Source organism: Hymenobacter sp. YC55, from assembly GCF_029433095.1.
Lineage (GTDB): Bacteria > Bacteroidota > Bacteroidia > Cytophagales > Hymenobacteraceae > Hymenobacter.
This window is the reverse complement of record NZ_JARNTX010000002.1, coordinates 350,179-370,437: the sequence shown is the minus strand read 5'-3', so window position 1 is coordinate 370,437 and position 20,259 is coordinate 350,179. Positions and strand designations below refer to the sequence as shown.

At 54.7% G+C, this 20,259-nt stretch carries 16 protein-coding genes and 4 tRNA genes; 8 read left to right on the top strand and 12 right to left on the bottom strand.

The genetic code is table 11. The annotated features are described in order from the left end of the window. Positions 1 to 83: 83 nt before the first annotated feature. On the bottom strand, positions 84 to 2,654 hold the full coding sequence (locus P1X16_RS14860) for an AsmA-like C-terminal region-containing protein (RefSeq protein WP_277230462.1): 2,571 nt from the start codon (positions 2,652 to 2,654) through the stop codon (positions 84 to 86). Positions 2,655 to 2,797: 143 nt separating this feature from the next. Here P1X16_RS14860 and P1X16_RS14855 point away from each other — a divergent pair. From P1X16_RS14855 to P1X16_RS14835, 5 genes are all read left to right on the top strand, one after another. Further along, positions 2,798 to 2,872: transfer RNA gene (locus tag P1X16_RS14855), tRNA-Val, on the top strand. Between the two features lie 22 nt (positions 2,873 to 2,894). Then, positions 2,895 to 2,969, top strand: a tRNA-Val gene (locus tag P1X16_RS14850). A 206-nt stretch (positions 2,970 to 3,175) separates the two neighbouring features. Next, a complete protein-coding gene (locus tag P1X16_RS14845; RefSeq protein WP_277230459.1) occupies positions 3,176 to 4,801 on the top strand; it encodes a glycosyltransferase family 39 protein in 1,626 nt (541 codons plus the stop codon). Positions 4,802 to 4,931: 130 nt separating this feature from the next. Beyond that, positions 4,932 to 6,653, top strand: a complete 1,722-nt coding sequence (locus P1X16_RS14840; RefSeq protein WP_277230456.1) for a hypothetical protein — start codon at positions 4,932 to 4,934, stop codon at positions 6,651 to 6,653. A 126-nt stretch (positions 6,654 to 6,779) separates the two neighbouring features. After that, positions 6,780 to 7,952 (top strand): hypothetical protein, encoded by a 1,173-nt coding sequence (locus P1X16_RS14835; protein WP_277230453.1) that lies wholly within the window; start codon positions 6,780 to 6,782, stop codon positions 7,950 to 7,952. 33 nt (positions 7,953 to 7,985) lie between these two features. Here P1X16_RS14835 and coaE read toward each other — a convergent pair whose 3' ends face one another. The 8 genes from coaE to P1X16_RS14795 all read right to left on the bottom strand — a co-directional run bounded on the left by coaE (position 7,986) and on the right by P1X16_RS14795 (position 14,938). Then, the gene (gene coaE / locus P1X16_RS14830; protein ID WP_346771251.1) at positions 7,986 to 8,636 is read right to left on the bottom strand and encodes a dephospho-CoA kinase; all 651 of its coding nucleotides are present in this window, start codon (positions 8,634 to 8,636) and stop codon (positions 7,986 to 7,988) included. 12 nt (positions 8,637 to 8,648) lie between these two features. After that, positions 8,649 to 9,611 carry a hypothetical protein gene (locus P1X16_RS14825; protein WP_277230450.1) on the bottom strand — a complete coding sequence of 321 codons (963 nt, stop codon included), beginning with the start codon at positions 9,609 to 9,611 and terminating at the stop codon, positions 8,649 to 8,651. A gap of 116 nt (positions 9,612 to 9,727) precedes the next feature. After that, the gene (gene yajC / locus P1X16_RS14820) at positions 9,728 to 10,045 is read right to left on the bottom strand and encodes a preprotein translocase subunit YajC (RefSeq protein ID WP_277230447.1); all 318 of its coding nucleotides are present in this window, start codon (positions 10,043 to 10,045) and stop codon (positions 9,728 to 9,730) included. 128 nt (positions 10,046 to 10,173) lie between these two features. Beyond that, positions 10,174 to 10,704, bottom strand: a complete 531-nt coding sequence (locus P1X16_RS14815; protein ID WP_277230444.1) for a DUF1573 domain-containing protein — start codon at positions 10,702 to 10,704, stop codon at positions 10,174 to 10,176. A gap of 187 nt (positions 10,705 to 10,891) precedes the next feature. Continuing rightward, the gene (locus P1X16_RS14810) at positions 10,892 to 11,896 is read right to left on the bottom strand and encodes an isocitrate/isopropylmalate family dehydrogenase (protein ID WP_277230441.1); all 1,005 of its coding nucleotides are present in this window, start codon (positions 11,894 to 11,896) and stop codon (positions 10,892 to 10,894) included. A 180-nt stretch (positions 11,897 to 12,076) separates the two neighbouring features. Further along, a complete protein-coding gene (locus P1X16_RS14805) occupies positions 12,077 to 12,388 on the bottom strand; it encodes a YtxH domain-containing protein (RefSeq protein WP_277230438.1) in 312 nt (103 codons plus the stop codon). A 157-nt stretch (positions 12,389 to 12,545) separates the two neighbouring features. Continuing rightward, positions 12,546 to 13,730 (bottom strand): transcription antitermination factor NusB, encoded by a 1,185-nt coding sequence (nusB, locus tag P1X16_RS14800; RefSeq protein WP_277230435.1) that lies wholly within the window; start codon positions 13,728 to 13,730, stop codon positions 12,546 to 12,548. A 116-nt stretch (positions 13,731 to 13,846) separates the two neighbouring features. Next, positions 13,847 to 14,938 carry a Glu/Leu/Phe/Val dehydrogenase dimerization domain-containing protein gene (locus P1X16_RS14795; RefSeq protein WP_277230431.1) on the bottom strand — a complete coding sequence of 364 codons (1,092 nt, stop codon included), beginning with the start codon at positions 14,936 to 14,938 and terminating at the stop codon, positions 13,847 to 13,849. A 259-nt stretch (positions 14,939 to 15,197) separates the two neighbouring features. Between P1X16_RS14795 and P1X16_RS14790 the strand changes: the two genes are divergently transcribed. After that, positions 15,198 to 16,985, top strand: a complete 1,788-nt coding sequence (locus P1X16_RS14790; RefSeq protein WP_277230429.1) for an ABC transporter ATP-binding protein — start codon at positions 15,198 to 15,200, stop codon at positions 16,983 to 16,985. A gap of 66 nt (positions 16,986 to 17,051) precedes the next feature. On the opposite strand, the gene P1X16_RS14785 is transcribed toward P1X16_RS14790, so the two are convergent. Together P1X16_RS14785 and P1X16_RS14780 are read right to left on the bottom strand one after the other, a co-directional pair. Beyond that, positions 17,052 to 18,188: an FAD-binding oxidoreductase gene (locus P1X16_RS14785; protein WP_277230426.1), complete on the bottom strand. Its 1,137-nt coding sequence runs from the start codon at positions 18,186 to 18,188 to the stop codon at positions 17,052 to 17,054. A gap of 146 nt (positions 18,189 to 18,334) precedes the next feature. Then, entirely contained in the window at positions 18,335 to 18,880 is a 546-nt protein-coding gene (locus tag P1X16_RS14780) for a T9SS type A sorting domain-containing protein (protein ID WP_277230423.1), read from the bottom strand. A 506-nt stretch (positions 18,881 to 19,386) separates the two neighbouring features. On the opposite strand from P1X16_RS14780, the gene P1X16_RS14775 reads away from it, so the two are divergent. Together P1X16_RS14775 and P1X16_RS14770 are read left to right on the top strand one after the other, a co-directional pair. After that, positions 19,387 to 19,460 (top strand) — tRNA-Pro (locus P1X16_RS14775). A 106-nt stretch (positions 19,461 to 19,566) separates the two neighbouring features. Continuing rightward, a tRNA-Pro gene (locus P1X16_RS14770) sits at positions 19,567 to 19,640 on the top strand. A gap of 79 nt (positions 19,641 to 19,719) precedes the next feature. Here P1X16_RS14770 and P1X16_RS14765 read toward each other — a convergent pair. Then, positions 19,720 to 20,247 carry a hypothetical protein gene (locus P1X16_RS14765; protein WP_277230420.1) on the bottom strand — a complete coding sequence of 176 codons (528 nt, stop codon included), beginning with the start codon at positions 20,245 to 20,247 and terminating at the stop codon, positions 19,720 to 19,722. Positions 20,248 to 20,259 lie beyond the last annotated feature (12 nt).

The following is a 20,259-nucleotide window of genomic DNA, read 5'->3' as shown; positions in this document are numbered from 1 at the left end:
CATGCCTTCTAATCTGTTGGGCTTCAGCTAACCAGTACTCGTGCTTGTTTTGCAAGACTGTATTCTCCCTTCGCTAGCCGAGGTTAGAACTCGAAATACTCGCCGGTTTGCGGTTGGGCTGGCTTCTTCTTTTCGGGCTTTTTCAACTCGAACGGCTTACGCGGCTCCGTGGGCGGCGCAGGCGCGGCTGTTGCAGCCGGCTTGGTAGCGGTGGGCTTCAACAACCCATCAAGCAAGCCAGGCTTGCGCGCAGCTGCCGGACTGCTGGCCGGGGTACGCCCTGCCTGGGCCCGCGCCCGGTCGTAGGTTACGCGGAAGTTGTTTTCGTCGCCCTGAATGGCCAAAAGCAAGCTCGGGCCCGCGGTGCTTCCATTTGGCACCACCTTCGACAGCAAGCCCGGCAAAATAGGAATACTCAGGTGGTAGTCCATCTGCTGATCGAAGGTGTGAGTGCCCGTAACCCGCACCAACGAAGCGGCTTTCACGTTGGAGCGAATTTCCATTTCCGGCAAATACACCGTTCGGCTTTGGATGTAGACGGGAGTCGTCAGTTGGGCAAAGCGCAGGTGCCGCAGCCGTTCGCGCCCGGCAATCATCGACAGCTTTTGCAGCGGCATGAAATTGTTAAGTTCTCCGTTGCGCACGGTCACTTTCACTTCGGCTTGCAGCTTGTCGGTGAGTGGGTCTAGGTTGCTGCTGAAGTACATATCCGATTCGGCGGAGGCAGTGAGCGTACCCCGCAGGTGACGCGCCGTAATAAACTGCTGCCCAAAGTCTTCGAACACATAAAACAAACTATCGAGAGGCAGCTGCTGACAACTGGTGCTTGAACTCAGGCGCAGCAAGTCGGGGTTGCGGGCATCGAGCGTCCCGCGGAAGCTAGCTCGGCCGCCAGCTGCCGCCACTGACAGAGAAGGCGCACTCAGCACTTGGTTTTGCAGTCGAATAGCACCCTGCAAATCCTGCCCCCGAAAGCGCCGAAACCGAGTTCGTTGCGCATACATGTTCACATCGAGCGCGAGATTAGCAGGGAACCGAAACCCGTAGCCATTCTTGGCTGAAGCTGCTGCAGCAGCTTTACCGGCTGAAGAGCGCAAGCTCAGCAGCTGATCGAAATTCAGTTGCTTGGATTTCAGATCAGCTTCTACCAGCAACCGCTGCCGCGGCAGCAGCAGCCAGCCAAGGCCATTTTTAAACACACCACTCATCTGAAAATCCGATGCTCCCACGCGCCCAGTGAAGCTGTTGATTGCTACATCGTTGCGGCGCAGCAGGAAAACCCCGCTCAGGCCCGTAAATGGCTGCGTGAAATCGCGCAGGCGCAGTTGCACCCCGCGCAGCGTAAGCTCCCCCGCCGACTGAACGGCTGCCGTAGCCGGATTGGCTTTGAACTCGCGCATACTGCCCGCAAACGACACCTTTAGTTGCGCCGTACCGCTGCCGCTTCGTACGGCCGCTACCGGATAAAACTGCAGAACCCGCGCCACATCCAAATCGGCACTCAGGTCCAGGACCACCCGCGGGTCCTGGAAATCACTGTAGCGCAAACTGCCATTGAACGGCCGCCCCTGCAAGGTGCCGCGCACACCACGCAAGTCTAGCTCCGAAGTACGCGCCGACCGTGACATGCCGTTGCTGAAAGTACCCGTCAGGAACACATGCTCCACGGCTTGCTTGTACTCGGGGTGGTAAAACGATGCATCGCGGCAGCCAAACCGGAAATCGAGGCGTGGATTGTCTTTGCCGGCCAGCGTGCCACGTACCGTTCCCCCAAAATATACGTCGCCCCGGCTGCGGTAGGCACTTAGGCGGTTGGCTATTCGGGGCGGCAGCAGCGCCAACACCGACTGCACATCCGTGTTGCGCCCATCGAGCTGCACGTCCAAATCAGTGGCCTGTTGGTAGCTTACGCGGCCCGCCACTCCGTACGCAGCGCGACCTATTTTCAGCTCCGAGGGCTGGATGGTAACAAGCCGCGCCGCCCGGTCGACCCGCAAGCGGGTAGTAACCCGTAACGCTTTATCGCGGAAATACGCATCCGAGCCTAGCTGCAGGGCTTCTACATGGGTGTCACCCTGCGCCGTTACGTCCACCAGCATGTCGTTCACGTCTAGCTCGGCTTGCATATTTTCAACGCGCACCGTGTAACGCTGCTGCCGCAGTTGGTCGTCATACGTAGTATGGATACGCTCTAAGTGCACATTCTCCAACCCAAAAGCCAGCGGCTTATCGGATGGAGCTGCGGTGGTGTCGTAGCGAATCACGTCGTAGTTGGGACGTCCCTGCGCATCATGCCCGACATAAACGCGGCCATCGGTGAGCGTGACGGCCCGAATCCGGTAGTGCCCTCGCCACAGATCCCAAGCATCGAAGGCACAGTACAGGCGCTGAGCCCGAGCTAGCGGTACCGTGTCCTGGGTAAGCGAACCACTGACGCGCACCTCATGCAGCGTAATAGACACCCGAGGAAACTGATCGAGCAACGACACCTCCATCTTCCCCACTTGCACGGGCGTGCGCAGGTAGCGGTTCGCCTCTTGCACAAACAGCGCAATGATATGATCTTGCCCTAGCCACACGCCCGCTACGGCCCCGCCAAGCAGCAACGCCAGAGTTAACAGAAAATAAAAAATGTATCGCCGCAGTTTTTTCAATCCTTTACTATTTCTTGACTCTAAAAGAGTTGGACGTTTTTCTCTGCTGTGCAAAGGAATTTCTGGACTCAAAGTTCGCACAAAGAGTTGCGTAATCGAAAATGGTCCTGCATATTTGCAATCCCAAACGGGAAACGCCCCTTGGGAGATTAGCTCAGCTGGTTCAGAGCATCTGCCTTACAAGCAGAGGGTCACTGGTTCGAACCCAGTATCTCCCACTTTCATAGTACGCTTACCTTTGGGAGATTAGCTCAGCTGGTTCAGAGCATCTGCCTTACAAGCAGAGGGTCACTGGTTCGAACCCAGTATCTCCCACATTTACAAAGGACAGCCGCATGCGGCTGTCCTTTTTTGTTTTTAAGCCTGCTTAGCTCGTCAAGAACGAGTTTTTCTTGTTTCTTCCCTGCAAACGCAGTCATACAGCAGGTTATCAGGGTCGTTCACCTTTTGGTACGAAGACCCACTCCAAGGTGGAAGCTATATACCTTGCGCGTTGAAACTTCACGCTTCCGACTATATACATGAGCTCCACGTGGCAATCTTGGTTAACACGGATTTTCTTTGGAGCGCTGATTGTATTGGGCTGCCTTTTAGTTGGCGACTACGGCGTTTCAATCGATGAACCAACCGACCACTACAATGGCGCCGTGAGTGGGAAGTATGTAGCTGAAGTCTTGTTTCCTACCTTCGGCCAGCACGATTCTACGGTAGCGCGGATCAGGTCTTTAGCTAGCCATAACAACAATGACCACGGGGTAGTATTCGAACTGCCGGTAGCAGGCTTGGGCCGACTCTTCACGCATGGGCAACCAGCCCGCTATTACTTGCTGCGCCATCTGCTTATCTTTTTAGTTTTTGTGCTGGGCACCTGGGCGTTGTACCGGCTGAGTTGGCTACGGTTTAACAGTCAGGTGGCTGGAATACTGACTGCGGCGCTGCTGGTACTTTCGCCGCGCATGTTTGGCGAAGCTTTCTTCAACGGCAAGGATATAGTGTTTCTGGCCTGCTTTACCCTGGCTATGTATACGCTGGCGTGTCTACTCCAACAGCCCACCTTTGGAAGGACAATCCTACATGGTGCAGCTACTGGCCTTGCTATTGCGATGCGCCTACCAGCCCTTATCCTAGTGTTTTTCACTGTTGGTGGCTTTGTTGTACTGGCCTTGTATCCGAGCTCTGCCGATTCTGTAGCTCGGCGACGCTACTCAGGCATTTTAGCCGTGTACTTGCTCGTGGCGACGCTTGGTGTAATTGGATGTTGGCCTTACTTGTGGGAAGCTCCACTTACTCGTTTCGCGCTGGCCTACCGCAGCCTAAGCCATTACAGTTGGCCATTCACTACGCTCTACCTAGGTCAATTTCATCTAGCCACGCAATTGCCGTGGCACTATATTCCAGTGTGGTTGCTTATCACTACGCCGCTGCCCTATGTACTGGCTGCCTTCGTAGGCCTAATAAGCAGTTTGTGGCAACTACTAGGTAGTCGAGGCCATCATCTGCGCACGTTCGCAGGGCGCCTTGATCTATTGCTAATCGGGTGGCTACTGTGTCCTGTTGTGTCAGTGATTGTCTTGAAGTCGACGCTTTACGATGGCTGGCGGCACCTATACTTTGTTTACCCGGCGTTGCTACTACTAGCTGTCCGAGGACTACTGCTAGTAGTAAAATCCTTGAAGCGGCCAACCGTACGTTGGCTGGGTGCTGGACTACTGGCTTTATTCGGTCTCGAAACCCTCCGGACTGCTGTCCGCATGATGCAGCTACATCCCTACGAGCATTTATATTTCAATCATTTATCAGCACCAGTAGTGGAACAGCAGTTTGAACGCGACTATTGGGGGCTGGCATTTCGGCAAGGGCTAGAATGGGTGCTAGCCCACGACCCTGCGGCCCCAGTTACGGTTAGCAGCGACGTGCAGGATATGCTATATGCCAACACCTTGCTGCTGCCTTCAACTGAACAAGCTCGGCTTCGTTTAGTACCGAAAGGGTCGCCTTTACCACCAGCGCGCTACTTTATAGCTAATTACCGCTGGCACCCGCAGCCCTACCCCGACAGCTTAGGCCCTGAAGTCTACGCAATACGAGCGGAAGGCATCCGAATTCTATCAGTGTTCCGGCGCTCCGGTAGCGTGCCTCCGAAATAAGAGGTTGCCTTCAGTATACCTTACAGGCGAATTTGAAGCCAGCTTAAGCAGGTAAAGGCCGCGCTGAATACCTTGTTGTTCGGTTACTAAACACTCCAGCCACCTAGCAAGCGGTTCACCTAATACTTGTTTGTTCTTCCTTCTGCGTGCCCTACTCCTGATGCCCGTTTCAACTAAAGCTTCTCGACTTATTGTGGGAGCATTTTTCGGGTTGTTGATTGCCTTGGGGCTTGTGCTAGTGCGCGACTATGGCGTGTCTTGGGATGAGCCTAACAACCACCTCAACGGGCTAGTCAACCTCAAATACATTGCTAGCTTGGTGCTACCGGCCGAGCAGATACAGCAAAATCCCACCTTCGCTACCACGCCCGACATCCGAAACTTCCCGGATGCGCACCATGGCCCGGTCTTCGAGATTTCAGCTATTGTACTAAGCTACCTCCTCACCGATCATGACTCCCGTTCTTATTACTTGGTGCGTCACGCGCTGGTTTTCAGCGTTTTTGTGGTTGGCGTTTGGGCGCTGTATCAGATAGGAAAGCACCGATTTCAAGACTGGCGCTGGGGATTGCTAGGAGCTGTGTTGCTGGTGCTCTCACCCCGATTTTTTGCCGAGGCTTTCTACAATGGCAAGGACATCGTGTATATGTCGTTTTTTGCGCTGGCTATGTTTACGCTGCTGCGCTTACTGGCCCAGCCCAGTGTGAGCCGGGCCATGCTGCATGGGCTGGCTACTGCACTGGTTGTGGATGTGCGCATTCATGGGGTACAATTGCTGCTGTTCACGGCAGTAGGTATGCTTTTAGAATCTCTCTTCAATGCCACCCGAACAGCTGCCATATCCAGCATTTGGAAAATAGCCGGTACTTATGTGGGCAGTGTAGCCGTAGGTGTCATAGCGGGGTGGCCTTATCTGTGGGCGTGGAGCGTACCTGAACTGCTTTCGGTGGCCTCTCACGCGGTGCGTTACCCTTGGGGCTTTACCAACTTCTATTTAGGCGAGCAAGTCCTTGCCAAGGACTTGCCGTGGCACTATATACCCGTGTGGATGCTCGTCACGATTCCACTGCCCTACTCGCTGGCGGCAAGTGGTGGACTGCTAAGCTGGTTGCGCCGCCTCTGGCAGCAAGGTATTGCCTCCGGCCTAAGCACCTTCGAAGGCCGTACCGACTTGCTATTGGCCCTGTGGTTACTCGCGCCGATAGTGGTTGTTATCAGCACGCACACTGTGGTGTATGAAGGTTGGCGGCATCTTTACTATATCTACCCGGCACTGCTATTGTGGGCTGTGCAAGGCTTTATGACGCTTGCCAGGCTGGCTTGGCAGCGTAGTAGCGTCCAGTTGGCTGCTCGCACAGCCTTGGGTCTAGCAACCCTCGAAACAGTGCATACCTCGGTGCGCATGGTGCAAATGCACCCGCATGCTAATGTGTACTTCAGCTTCCTGACTGGCCCAACTGCGGAAAAGCTTTTCGAACGTGACTACTGGTGTCTGGCTTACCGCCAAGGGTTGGAGTGGGTAGCCACCCATGACACAGCCTCTACCCTCACCGTCAATGCATTCTGGCACTACCCGCTCTACAACAACTCCTTGATTCTAAAGCCAGAGCAGCGACGGCGCCTGCGGTACACGCCCGGCAACACGGCACGCTACTACTTGGCTGGCTACCGTTGGCACCCCCAGTCCTACCTCGATTCGCTTGGGGCAGAAGTCTACGTTATCCGGGCTGGTGGTATCAAGGTGTTATCGGTTTTCAAACGGTTACCGCAAACCCCTAACTGGAAGATGAATCCACCCGCCAATAGTGTTGGTTCCCAACGCCTTCCGTCATCAGCTTACGACAGCCGTTAACTAGCCTAGTGCTGGCTAACGGCGTCTTTCTTGGAATTTGTTGATCATCGAAGGGCAGATAAGCTGCTTATCCGTAATCTTTGGGGCGCCTTTGCTTTTTGCTCGCCTGTTTTTCCGCTGCTTTTCATGCCTCTGCTCGAAGTCACGACCCCGGCGCAGATCCGTCAGTTTCTGGCGCTGCCCACCCGCATCTATCAAGCCCATCCCAACTGGATTTCGCCTCTCGACCACGAGATTGAAGCCGTTTTTGATGCCAAGCGCAACCCCAATTTAGCGCAAGGTGCCGTTATCCGCTGGATACTGACCGACACCACTGGCGAAACCATCGGACGAGTGGCGGCTTTCGTGAACCCCGCTACAGCTCACACCGATGCTACCTTACCCACTGGCGGCATGGGCTTCTTCGAGTGTATTGACGACCAAGCTGCTGCCAACGTTTTGTTTGATGCTTGTCGTACCTGGCTCGTTAGTCGGGGGATGCAGGCCATGGACGGCCCCATCAACTTTGGAGAGCGGGACCGGTTTTGGGGCTTACTGGTGTCAGGCTTCACCGAGCCGAACTACGGCATGTTCTATCACCCGCCGTACTATCAGCAACTGTTCGAGTCGTACGGTTTCCAAGTGTACTTCAAGCAATATACCTGCTACCGCGAGGTGGCCATGCAGCTGCATCAGAGTTTCAGCAATGCCGCGGTGCGCTACGCGCAGCAATATCCAACCTTCCAATTCCGGCACGCCAGCAAGCGCGACCCCGAAAAACTGGCGCGTGACTTTCACCATGTGTACAACTTGGCGTGGGCCAACCACAGTGGCGTAGCCGCTATGTCGTTGGAGAAAGCGCGCGATTTGGTGAAGCAGATGAAGCCTGTGCTAGATGAGCGCCTACTTTGGTTTGCTTACCACAACGAGGAGCCTGTTGCCTTTTTTGTGAGCTTACCCGAACTGAATCAGGTGTTCAAGCACGTGGGCCGCAATTTCAACCTATGGGGTAAGCTTCGCTTTCTGTGGGAAAAGCGCCGCTACGACCAACGTACTGATAAAAAACTGTTTGGGGTCATCTTCGGCGTGGTGCCGGAGTGGCAGGGCAAAGGAGTGGAAAGCGCCCTGATGGTACACGCCCGCGCAGAATTTATGCGGGCCGGCTACACCGATATCGAAATGAACTGGATTGGCGACTTCAACCCTCGTATGTTGGCCATAACCCGTTCTATTGGAGCCCGCATCTACAAAACGCACGTCACTTACCGCTACCTATTCGACCGGGAGAGGCCATTCGAGCGCAGCCCTATCATCCGGTGACGATAGAATAAGTAGCGCAGCCCAACAGCTAACTTACTTGCTAAACGCCTCGTGTAGAGCGAGTACCTGCGGAATCAGGAGTTGCTCGTCGTCGTTGTATACGACGTGCTCGGCGCGCTGCACTTTCTCTTCTTCGCTCATCTGCTTTCCGATGATAGCTAGTACATCATCGAGAGTTCGGTGCGGGTCGCGGCGCAGCACGCGGGCTTGGCGTACAGGCTGCGGCGCAAAAACCGTGATAATCTGGTCAAGTTGCTGGTAAGCCCCCGACTCGTATAGCAAGGCGGCTTCTTTGAGCAGATACCGGTAGCCTTCTACCTGGCGAGCATTCGACCAGGCTTCAAAATCGCGCCCAACGGCAGGATGAACCAGCGCATTGAGGCGGGCCAGCTGAGCGGGGTCGGCAAAGGCTACCCGCGCCAGATACACCCGGTCGAGTTGCCCGGTGGCATCGAAGGTAGCGGGTCCAAAGGCCGCCGTTAGCTCGTCGCGCAGCAGGGTGTCGTGCCCCATGAGCCACTTCGCCCGCGCATCCGAATCATAAACAGGTGCCCCCAATACCTGGAATAAGCGGCAAACGATGCTTTTTCCAGACCCAATTCCACCTGTTATTCCTATGCGCAGCATGTAGTTAAAAGAAAGAATGGTGGTTTCTAATTGGTTGGCTTGTACGCCATAAGCCAAGCAACCAGAAACTTATTTAAGGCTCACCCGGACGGCACGGGTAATGACCCGACTGCCCCGCGTAACGGCGGGGGTGCCAGTAAGCAAGGGCTGCAAGCTGGAATCGGGACCGGTGAATGAACTGAAGTGCAACTGCACATGCACTTGGCTTCGATCGAGGCGGGCAGTGTCTTCGGCAAAGCACTGCAGCTGCACCCGCACGGTAGCCGGTTGTAGCTCATACTCGCGGCCCGCCGGGAAGCCTGCCAGTTCGGGCACCACCTGCACGGGCACACTCACCAATGGACGCGCCTGCAAGCGTACCCGCACCTCGGGCACGCTGGTTTTAACTAATTCCGGTCCTCCAATGGGCACCCGCAATGTGCCATTGGTGCTGCTAGCGGGGGCACGTGGCAAGTGTACCGGATACGGATTGGCTAGCGCCTCCACTTGGCTGGCTGGCCCCTGAAACACAATAGCTTTCGGTTCGAAGCGCGCCGCGTAGGGCAGTGCCGAGCCATCGGCGGCCGGGCTAAGCGTAAGTGGTATTTCCCGGCTCACCAACCGGTCGAAGCTAACCCACAGCGTGTCGCTGACCAAGTAGTTGAATTGCAAGCCTTCCATAGCAGCTTGCAAGGCGGGGCGCACTGCGGCTCCCGTTACGTAGCGCGTAGCTGGCAACCCCCGTAGCAACGAAATTTCGGCCGGCTTTACGTCCAGCATCAACTCCTTACGCAGCAGCTTCCAGCCTCTGCCGGTCACGTTTACGGCTACTTCGGTGGGCAGCGGCTGTACTGGAATGTAGCGCGTAGCGTCGTAGCGCCAAGCCAGCGGATACACGATGCGCGTCGTGTAGGTTTTGCCTAAGGCATTGAGTAGCCAGAAGGTACTAGCGGCCAAGAAACATGCCGTCACCACCCGCCAGTAACTGCGGCGCTCTTTGTGGAGCGGGCTGACAAACCAGCGCAGTAAACTGACAGAGCGAATGAACGGCATAGTAGAACTTCATTTCCTGAATAAGAGACAAAGGAAAGCTAAGAGCAAGAACCTGAAATCAAAACCAACTTTCGTCTTGGCGTATTGTCTGTTCTGTACTCTAGCCTTTTACTTCACTACTCCTTTACTACTTCTTTTGCGGGCCTCACTTCCCGAGCTATGGCTGAGCGGTCGAACTTAAGCCGCGTACCACGGTCAACCTCAATGGTCACCGAGTCTTCGTTTAGGTCAACAACTTTACCGTGTAAGCCCCCAATAGTAACCACAGTGGAGCCCTTAGCAATAGACTCGCGAAACTTCTTGGCTTCGGCAGCTTTACGCTGCTGTGGTCGGATCATGAAGAAATACATGACCACGGCAATGCCAATCAGCGGCAGAAAAGAAGCCCAGCTCTCCCCGGCGGGGCGGGCTTGTAACAAAAGCGTAAGCAGCATAGGGTGTAGTGGTGAGATGGTGGGGTTTGAAGATGGAAGCTAATGAAACAAGGAGTTTGATGCCCTAGCTACGCCAAAGGCGCCAACTGAACATCAAACTCACTTATTTCACCAACTTATCGATTCACTTACTGCGCCAGCGGGCCTTGGGAACCGTCGGAGAGGATGTTGGCTTTGATACTAACCTTAGTGATGCTAGGGGCCGTGTTGGCCCGTACTGCTACCTCTTTGTTTTGGATGCCCGATTTGCCGTGGCTGTCGAACTGCACTTCTATAGTGCCTTTTGAACCGGGAGCAATAGGCTCCTTGGTCCAGTTAGGCGTGGTGCAACCGCAAGAGGCAGTAGCATTTTCGATAAGCAGCGGCGACTTGCCGGTGTTAGTAAACTCGAAGGTGTGCTTTACTACGTCGCCGGGTTTGATGTCACCGAAGTCGTGCTCGGCTTGGGCGAAGGTCATCACCGGCGCATTCGGGTTAGGCACTTCCGTATCCGACACCACATTGGGATTATCGACGGTAGGGTTGGCGGCGGCTTCGCTGGCATCAGTGGCAGCAGCGTTCATGCCTTCAGCGCCTACTTCAGTGGTTTTGTCTGTGTTGCAGGCACTTACTAGTAGGATGCCCGAAAGCAGTAAAGAGGAAAAAAAGGTGCGTTTCATATCAATTTCAGAAGCCACCAGCCCGGCGGCACGACGTAAAAGTTTCAGTAAAATTACAGTTTATTCGCGTCTGGTTAGCGCATTTATAAGCAAAGAAGGATTCCTCTATAGTAGAACGAGTGGTAGCTACCTCGTCGTTCCACGGTAGAAGAATCCTTTACGCTAGAGCTTACTGCTGCTGGTTAGCCTACTTGCCCAGGTTGCTGATAATGGCCTGCGCAAACTCGCTGGTCGAGGCCTTGCCGCCCAGGTCACCAGTGCATTTTTCTTTGTCTTTTAGAGTGGTTTCCAGTGCCTTCTCTATAGTATCGGCATACTGGTGCTCACCGAGGTGGTGCAGCATCATCAGGGCCGAACGGAGCAGTGCCGTTGGGTTGGCTTTGCCTTGGCCGGCAATATCCGGAGCCGAGCCGTGGACGGCCTCAAAAATGGCCATGTTGTCGCCGATGTTGGCGCCGGCTACGACGCCCAAGCCGCCCACCAAGCCCGCGCACAGGTCGGAGAGAAGGTCGCCAAACAGATTGGTGGTCACAATCACATCAAACTGTTCGGGCTTGTTCACGAGCTGCATGCACATGTTGTCGATGATTTTATCCTCGAACACAATTTGTGGAAACTCGGTAGCGGCTTCCTTGCAGGCGTTCAGCATGATGGTGCCGGCCATCTTAATGATATTGGCCTTATGGGCCAGGGTTACTTTTTTGCGGCCATGCTTGGCGGCGTAAGCAAAGGCGGCGCGGCATATTTTGCGGGAGCCCGCCACCGTGATGCGGGCAATGGAATCAGCAATGCCTAGGCGTTCGTCCCACACTTCCAACCCTGAGTATAGCCCCTCGGTGTTTTCACGGAACAGCACCAAATCAATGCCATCGTAGCGGGTTTCAATGCCTTCGGTGGTTTTAGAAGGCCGCACATTCTGGTACAGGTCGTACTTCTGGCGCAGCGTTACGTTGATGCTGCGGAAGCCTTTGCCCACGGGCGTGGTAATCGGGCCTTTCAGGGCCACCCGGTTTTTCTCCAGCGACGTGAGCAAGGCCTGCGGAATCAGTTCCCCCGACTGGTCGAAGGTGGTCTGGCCGGCGTTCTGCTCTTCCCACTGCACGGGCACCTGCGCCGCCGTGAAAATATCAGTTACCGCTTTCGTGATTTCGGGGCCAATGCCGTCGCCGGGTATGAGGGTGATAAGGTGCATCAAGTAGTGAGTGAAGTGAGGGGATGGGGAAGCGAGCCTGCTTGCCAAGCAACTCGCTCGCAAAGGTACCACACCAGGATGTGCTAATAATGAAAAAAGTGCTGATGAACTGATTTGCGACGGTGAAGCAACACCTCTGCAAATCAGTTCATCAGCACTTCTCGGCTACCGCGCGGATACCTAGATGGTCTTGCGCGAGTTGATTTGATTGATAAGCTGATCCACGTCGCCTAAGAGTTGCTCGGCTTTGCTCTTGGCATCCTGAATGACGCGTTGGCCTTCACTTTTAGCCGAAGACGGACCTATGTCCGAACGGCTCGTCACGAGGTTTTCGGTGAGGTCGGCGAGGTTTTCGCGGTACTTTTCCAGCTTGTAACTCAGCCAGCTACGGGTTTCGCGGCCCTTTTCGGGGGCGTACAATAGTCCGACGAGGGCACCGGTAAGGGCGCCGCCCGTGAAGCAGATAAGACCAGTTATGGTTTTGCTACCCATGGGATTAGGAGTGAGTATAAGGGATGGAGGGTGAGACAGGGAAAGTGAACCTTAGTACGCAGAAGTGACGGTTGAGTATAAACAGTTGGTAATCAGTAGTGGAAAAGAACACTTATGCCTTGCCACTCACAACTGGTTGCTTGCTACTCAGCGCCGGCTACTGGTTATCGAGCAACCCGCGGCCCGACTTGCGAATAGCACCGCTAGCCGTCAGATCCTGCGCCAATTTATCTAGAATCCCGTTCACAAACTGCTTGCTCTTGGGTGTGCTGTAGATCTTACTGATTTCAATGTACTCGTTGATGGTCACTTTCACCGGAATACCACGGAAGAGGTGCATCTCGCAAAGCGCCATCTTCAGCAGAATTTTGTCGGTTAGCGCGACGCGCTCCACATCCCAGTTCTGAGTTGATTCGGCAATCAGCTTCTCGTACTTTTCGTCTTCGGCCAAGGTCTGCTTATAGAGGCTCTCAGCAAATTCCTTGTCTTCCTGCCAGTTCGCTGACAACGACATGAGCTCCAGCGTTTCGTTGGCGGCTTCATCGAGCATCTTCACCGTTTTGAGTACGAGGTTCTTGACGATGGGCCGGTTTTCTTCCCAGTTCAAGTCGTCTTGCTCGAGGTAGCGGGGCAGACTTTCGCCCTTGAAGACGTAGGTTTTATAAAGATGCTTCAGCATCTCCTGGTCCTCAGTGTAATTGCCAACTGGCGCCGCCAGATAGCTCAGTAGCTCCGGGTCTTGCCGCATTTCGTTGCGCCACGCTAGGCGCAGCGCTTCCCGCTCGTCCTCCCCCTGCCACCGCTGCGAGCGGCGGATAGTAAGGTCGATGAGTTGCTGGTTGCTTATTAGCTTCGCAATAGCTTGGTTTTGCTCTAGCCGGGTGGTATCAAGCAGCGGCTCCTTAGACGCCAAGTGCTTACGGGCTTCCCGGCCTTTTTCCTCCTCAATAATTTGAAGAAGGGATTCCGGGATGTTGAGCAGGTGCAAGTACTGGTCGTGGATGCTTTCGGCGGCGTGTACCATCTGACCCGCGTAGAACGAAGCGTCCTTGGCGACGGCCTTTTGGTAGTACTTGATGGCATCCTCCACGGCGTCCTGCACGTCAGCGTCGTCGCTTTTCTCTGGCTCTTGGCCAGATTTGTGCCACTCCTTGAACGTGAGTTCGGCCATTTTCTGCTGCCCTTTCAGCAACCGGCGGTCCTGCGGTTCGGGCGAGGTAAGGTCGGGCGCGAAGGCATCCGCAATCCGGTCATTAGCCAGTAAAAAATCAGACCCTATGGCCTGATGGTAGGCGTACAGGGCCTGCATGACCTTGATGCGAAGCGTGCGACGATTGAGCATGAGTTGGTTATCGATTGTTGATTGCCAATTGTTAGTTGATGATTAGTAGGCATTTGACTTGAGCGCCGGATACGCTAACAAGCAACAACTAACAATCAGCAATCAACAACCAGCTATTAATAAGTTGACTTGACTTTGCCGATAGCGGCAATTCGCTCTTCGGCCTGCCGAATGGCGGCAGCTTGGGGGTGGGTGTGTTCTTGCTCGGCTTTGGTGAGCACTTGGGTGGTGTAGTCGTAGATCTTCTCGGTTTGCACGAGCGCCGATTGGCGGCTACCTCCAATTACCTCGGAGTAGACGTTGATCAGGCCACCGGCATTGATAAGGAAATCGGGTGCGTACACAATGCCACGTTCCACAAGGGCCGGGCCGTGTACATTCTCATCTTCCAACTGGTTGTTGGCGCAGCCAGCTATGACGCGGCACTTCAGCCGGTCAATGGTATCGTCGTTGATGGTGGCACCTAGTGCGCAAGGCGAATAAATGTCCACCTCTTGGTCGTAGATTTCGTCGAGGCTCACGGCCAGCGCGCCAAAACGAGCGGCAGCCTCCAACGCGCGGTCTTCGTAGTAGTCGGTCAGCACGAGTTTGGCGCCTTCCTTCTGTAGGTATTCAAGCAGGTAAGTGCCTACGTGGCCCACGCCTTGTACGGCAATGCGTTTGCCGGTCAGGCTGTCGGAGCCATAAGCCTTCTTAGCAGCAGCTTTCATGCCCATATAAGTTCCGTAAGCCGTCACCGGCGACGGGTCGCCGGAGCCCCCCATGCTTTCGGGCAGACCCGCCACGTGCTTGGTTTCCATCCGGATGTATTCCATGTCCTTGGTGGTCATGTTCACATCTTCAGCCGTGATGTACTTGCCGTTGAGGTTCTGTACGAAGCGGCCAAACTTGCGCAGCAAGCCTTCGGTCTTCATGGTGCGGGCATCGCCGATAATCACGGCTTTGCCACCGCCTAAGTTCAAGCCCGAAATAGCGGCTTTGTAGCTCATGCCGCGAGAGAGGCGCAGCACGTCGTGCAGTGCTTCGGCATCGGAGGCATAATGCCACATACGCGTGCCGCCGAGTGCCGGCCCGAGCACCGTGTTGTGAATGCCGATAATAGCACGCAGACCCGTTTCGTGGTCGTGGCAAAATACCACTTGCTCGTGCTGATGTTCGGCAATCTGACCGAAGACCGACGTATCGGTCGTTTCGTGAAATTCAACCATTGGGATGGGGATAGATTGGGTGGGAGTTTGGGAAGGAAAGAGCGGAACTTGGTTGTTGTATCTTTGAGGGCGGTAACGCGAAGCTATGTTGCTTATTAGTTGGCGTCTTTCGACTGATTGACGTTTAATAGGCGCAGCACTTCGTGGTGCCTCCCTCAATTCGGGTGCAAAAGTAACTCAATTTCCGGTTCCGGCCATTGGTTATGCTATCTACGCGGCCGGCCGGGTCGCTGTTTTCCTGCCTCTACTTACTACACTCGTGCGCGCACTTTCCGCTACCAACAAATACCTGTTTCGCTACAAATGGCACTTCCTTGGTGGGGTCTTATTTGTGGCACTGAGCACTCTGCTGGCTATTTTTCCGGCCCAGATTGTTCGCTACGCTTTCGACTTGGTAGGCGAAGGCATCGACTTGTACCACCTCTTTGCGGGCACTTCTTCGCAGGGCGAAGTGTACACGCTGTTCGGCCGCAACGTGCTGCTCTACGGCATTCTGATTATCGTGCTGGCTTTGCTGCGCGGGGTGTTCCTGTTCTTCATGCGCCAAACCCTCATTGTGATGAGCCGGCACGTGGAAAACGACCAGAAAAACGAAATCTACCAGCACTACCAGTCGCTGCCGCTGGCCTTCTACCGGCGCCACAGTACCGGCGACTTGATGTCGCGCATCTCGGAGGACGTAGGGCGGGTGCGCATGTACATCGGGCCGGCGCTGATGTACTTCATGCAGCTCGTTATTCTGTTTGTGCTCATCGTGCCGCTCATGTTTATGGTGAACGTGAAGCTAACCATCTACACGCTGTTGCCGCTACCCGTACTGAGTGTCAGCATCTTCTACGTCAACAACCTGATTGAAAAGAAGAGCGACGAAATCCAGCGCAGCTTGTCGGGCATGACGACGTTTGTGCAGGAGGCCTTTTCGGGCATTCGGGTGCTGAAGTCGTTTGTGCGGGAAGAAGATTCGCACCAGCAATTTAAGGTAGCCTCCAATGAATATAAGGAGAAGTCGCTGAGCTTAAACTTCGTGAACTCGCTGTTCTTCCCCCTAATCTTGTTTCTGGTGGGCTTGAGCACCATCGTCACGGTGTACGTTGGTGGTCAAGAGGTTATTCGGGGCACTATCACCACAGGTAGCATCGCAGAGTTCTTGATTTATGTGAACCTGCTTACCTGGCCCGTAACAGCGCTCGGCTGGACTAGTAGCCTTGTGCAGCGCGCCGAAGCTTCCCAAGCCCGCATCAACGAATTCATGGACCAGAAAACCGACATTATCTCGCAGAAGAATATCGAGCAGGAAATCGTCGGCGACATTGTTTTCGACCACGTCTCGTTCACCTATCCCGATACTGGCATTCAAGCCCTACACGACGTATCGTTCCGCATTCGACCGGGCCAGACCTTGGCTATTATTGGTAACACGGGCTCCGGTAAAAGCACGGTAGCTGTGCTGCTCTGCCGCCTCTTCGACGTCACATCGGGCACCATCCGGGTCGATGGTATTGATGTGCGTGACTTTTCATTGAACTCGTTGCGCGAGCAAATCGGCTACGTACCGCAGGATGTGTTTCTGTTTTCGGATTCCATCCGCAACAACATCAACTTCGGCCTCAGCAACCCCACCGAAGAACGGATGCAGCAAGCCGCCAAAGACGCCAACGTGTACGACAACATCATCAACTTCCCCGAGGGTTTCGAAACCAAGCTTGGCGAGCGGGGCATTACCCTTTCCGGTGGCCAGAAGCAGCGCGTCAGCATTGCCCGCGCCCTGGTAAAAGAACCTAAGATTTTGATCCTCGACGACTCTCTATCCGCCGTCGATACCAACACTGAAAACGCCATCCTCGATGCCCTCCAGCGCATCATGCATAATCGCACCAGCCTTATCATTTCGCACCGCGTAAGCTCGGTGAAGCTAGCCGATGAGATTCTAGTCCTCGATGACGGCGTTATTGTGCAGCACGGCACCCACGAGGCGCTAATGCAAGACGCAGATGGGTTGTATCGGGCGCTGTACGAGCGGCAGTTGCAAAGCGAGGATGCCGCGTAGGAAGCCAGTGAAAAGTGATAAGCAAGAATACTAAGTACCACTAAGCTGCCCTATGTCACTTTTCACCTATCCAGCCATCAGCTCTGCTACCCGTTTTCCGACGCCTGCGCCGAGGGCTACTCCCATGCCATTGCAGCGCAACGCACCAAACACGCCAGGGGCAAGCGCCTCTACTAGTGGTTCTAGCTCTGCGCCAAAAGCCATGACGCCGCTCCACCGATAGTCGATGCGTACAGAACGCCCGGGCAAAATCACTTCTCGTAGAAGCTGCTCTAAGTGCTGTTGCACCAGTGGAGTCAGTCCAGGTTCAGTGGTAGCTTCGGCAGCAAAATCAAGATTCCGCCCGCCGCCTAGCAGGATACGGTTGTCTACTTGGCGGAAATAATAGTATCCCTTGTCGTAGTGAAAAGTACCGGGCAAGTTCAGGCCTGCTATCGGCTTGGTGACGAGCACTTGGCCGCGGCCGGGCTGTAGGTCTAATTCAGGGAAGAACTGTTGGCTGAAAGCATTGGTAGCCAGCAGTACCTGAGCTGCTTCCAGCGGCCCTAATGGGGTTTGCACACAAACTGTAGCAGGGCCGGACTCTAGTGCTAGCGCGGGGCAGCCGTGCAATACAGTTACGCCCTCTTTCCACGCCTGCCGCAACAAAGCATCCATCATCTGTCCGGTATTCAGGGCACCTTCCGCCACGTTTTCCAACATCGCATCAACGCCCTGGAAACCTAATTTTGGCAGTAGGCTAGTAGCATCTCGGAATACCTCATCCCTGCCGATGATAGGGCCCAACAACTTGTTGTAGTAAGGAACAGCAGCGCGACAACGTGCGGCCAGTGCAGCCTCACCAGGCCGAAACAGTTCATACCATCCTACGGGCTGATACTGCAATACCTCGTCCGGCACCAAGCAGCGGAGTTCTGCCAGCCCCTCCCACCGGGCTTGCACCACCCGAAGTAACCTGGCGGTACCTCCACGCGCCTCCTGCTCCAGCAACTCCGAGATACTGCCAAAGCAGGCAAAGCCCGCATTCTTGGTACTAGCGCCGTTGGGCAGCACGTCGCGCTCCAGCACCAGCACCCGCGCTGTAGGCCGCAGCCGCCGAGTATGCAGTGCGGCGGTTAGTCCCACTAGGCCAGCCCTAACAATCACGACGTCATAGTCCCGTAGGAAGGTCTGGTGCTCCCAATAAGAAAGTAGTGCTGCCATGTACTTAGGTGATTGGAATGGTAGCATCGCTTGAACCTGCTTGCTACTGCTCGTAAGATAAGCGCCAGAAACCGACAACGTGGGCAGGACGCAAAAACGCCCACCCGGCGCGTGCCAGATGGGCGTTTGCAATTTGTAAAGGCGAACTATTGGCCGACCACGATGCGCTTCATGCCACGACGCTCACCCGAGGTGCATTGTACAATGTAGGCTCCGGGAGGCAGGTTGCTTACGTCCAGAACGGCTACATCATTGCTGCTGATCAAGTCGCGGGTGATAAGTGGCCGACCATCAGGGCCATTTATCTCGACGCGCGTGGGATTAGGCGAATTGGTGCGTACCGTGAGGCGCCGCGTTACGGGATTCGCATTGGCCAGCACCTTCAGCATCGTGGTATTGGCAACCGGCTCCGCCATCTTATCGGTGACTAAGGCTGGCGGCTCTACCTCGGCAACTGCGGGCTTGGCAGGAGCGGCAGCTGGCTTGGGTGTTGCAGCAGCCACAGGCTTAGTGGCTGGCGCAGGGGCAGCAGGTTTCTTTGCTGCTACGGGCACGGGGGTTTTAGCGGCCGTAACGGCGGCTTTCACCGGCGGCTTGGCAACTGGCTTTGGCGGAACCTTTGTTTGCGCCTCAGCCGATGTGAAGGATAGCAAGGCTGCTATCAAGCAAACAAGAGTAGAAGGAAGTCTCATATGCGCACTAAGGGTGAAATGAGCTTAACTGATTTCTTGTAAAATTAACTAAATACAAGGTGTTATCAGCCTATTTCCTCAGAATATTATAATAATGAAGATTTTCCTAATCTCTATTATAAATGGGTTCAAGCCGTAGGAATCTTCTGCCTAACTAGGCACGCTACCTGCATAGCAGCATGCGGTAGTAATACGAGTTGAAAACGATCTGCCTTTCAAGTAGCGCTGCTCTTACCAACCGGTTCTGAGAAAAGCGCCAGTGTATGTAGTGCGTGATGGTCTTTATTTCCGCTGCCAGCAGGACTAAACCCAACAAAGCGGCTTGCGGCTATAGCCCAAATGGATTTCTAGAGCATAATGGAAGACGGCGCACAGTCAGTTAGCAACAGTAAAAGGACACTGATACTAAGAACAATAAGCCTCAGGGAGGTACTGTTTATAGAATTTTATTGAGCAGAAGTTGCGCAGCTTCCGGATTCTAGCTTACCTTTGCATCATAATTCCTTCGGGGTGTAGCGTAGCCTGGTATCGCGCCAGCATGGGGTGCTGGAGGTCGTAGGTTCGAATCCTGCCACTCCGACTGAAGATTATTTTGCTCGAAAAGCCTCTGGGAACCCCACCCGGAGGCTTTTTTCGGCCATTTCCGTTCGATTGTTCCTGGTGCGCTCGGTGCGCAAGAGTACTCTCGGGGTGTAGCGCAGCCCGGTAGCGCGCGTCGTTCGGGACGACGAGGCCGTAGGTTCGAATCCTGCCACCCCGACTCTAGTATGTCACACAAAAAGCCCGCTGAGCTACTGTTCAGCGGGCTTTTCTTTTAGGAACCTAAAACTGCTCTTAACTTATCTGTAATAACCGCGGCGCTTTGGTTTGTACGATTTTTTGTTGCCAGAAGAGAGTAGAAACACAGTACCAATCGTCACGGCGGCAATAGTCGCCATTTTGGTAACGAAGGCGGAGCGGTTGTGCTTCCATTCCGCGGCGTAGCCTTTCTCGGCGAAAATGTTGGGCACTTTGCCGTGAGCAAGATCTTCAACAATGCCTTCAACTACATTCACCCGGTCGGCTAGCAATAGGGGTAGCCAGTGGCCGTAGTGTGATTCGCTGTACTTAAAGGCAAAACGCCGGATCATGCCACTCAACCCCACTGGGGGTGACGACTCACCGAAAACAGCTGATACATTCGGGCGCTCAATGGACTGTAGCACCTCAATATCTACTGGCTGTAGGGAGGCCGGACGGTGCTTGCTATCGGAGTCCTGCGACACGTTCAGGCGAGGGTCCCGCATGGGGTACGTTGGGTCGTTTTCGGGGTTTGCATCAATGCCCCAACCTGGTAGCTTCTGTGGATCTTTCAGAGTATTTTCCATCGGTAGGTAGTT

Bases quoted from the DNA above. Each gene is read 5' to 3' on its own strand.
- P1X16_RS14815 (WP_277230444.1), bottom strand. From the start codon at position 10,704: ATGAAACGCACCTTTTTTTCCTCTTTACTGCTTTCGGGCATCCTACTA.
- yajC (WP_277230447.1), bottom strand. From the start codon at position 10,045: ATGCTGCTTACGCTTTTGTTACAAGCCCGCCCCGCCGGGGAGAGCTGG.
- P1X16_RS14835 (WP_277230453.1), top strand. From the start codon at position 6,780: ATGCCTCTGCTCGAAGTCACGACCCCGGCGCAGATCCGTCAGTTTCTG.
- P1X16_RS14765 (WP_277230420.1), bottom strand. From the start codon at position 20,247: ATGGAAAATACTCTGAAAGATCCACAGAAGCTACCAGGTTGGGGCATT.
- P1X16_RS14780 (WP_277230423.1), bottom strand. From the start codon at position 18,880: ATGAGACTTCCTTCTACTCTTGTTTGCTTGATAGCAGCCTTGCTATCC.
- P1X16_RS14845 (WP_277230459.1), top strand. From the start codon at position 3,176: ATGAGCTCCACGTGGCAATCTTGGTTAACACGGATTTTCTTTGGAGCG.
- P1X16_RS14785 (WP_277230426.1), bottom strand. From the start codon at position 18,188: ATGGCAGCACTACTTTCTTATTGGGAGCACCAGACCTTCCTACGGGAC.
- P1X16_RS14825 (WP_277230450.1), bottom strand. From the start codon at position 9,611: ATGCCGTTCATTCGCTCTGTCAGTTTACTGCGCTGGTTTGTCAGCCCG.
- nusB (WP_277230435.1), bottom strand. From the start codon at position 13,730: ATGCTCAATCGTCGCACGCTTCGCATCAAGGTCATGCAGGCCCTGTAC.
- P1X16_RS14810 (WP_277230441.1), bottom strand. From the start codon at position 11,896: ATGCACCTTATCACCCTCATACCCGGCGACGGCATTGGCCCCGAAATC.
- P1X16_RS14805 (WP_277230438.1), bottom strand. From the start codon at position 12,388: ATGGGTAGCAAAACCATAACTGGTCTTATCTGCTTCACGGGCGGCGCC.
- P1X16_RS14795 (WP_277230431.1), bottom strand. From the start codon at position 14,938: ATGGTTGAATTTCACGAAACGACCGATACGTCGGTCTTCGGTCAGATT.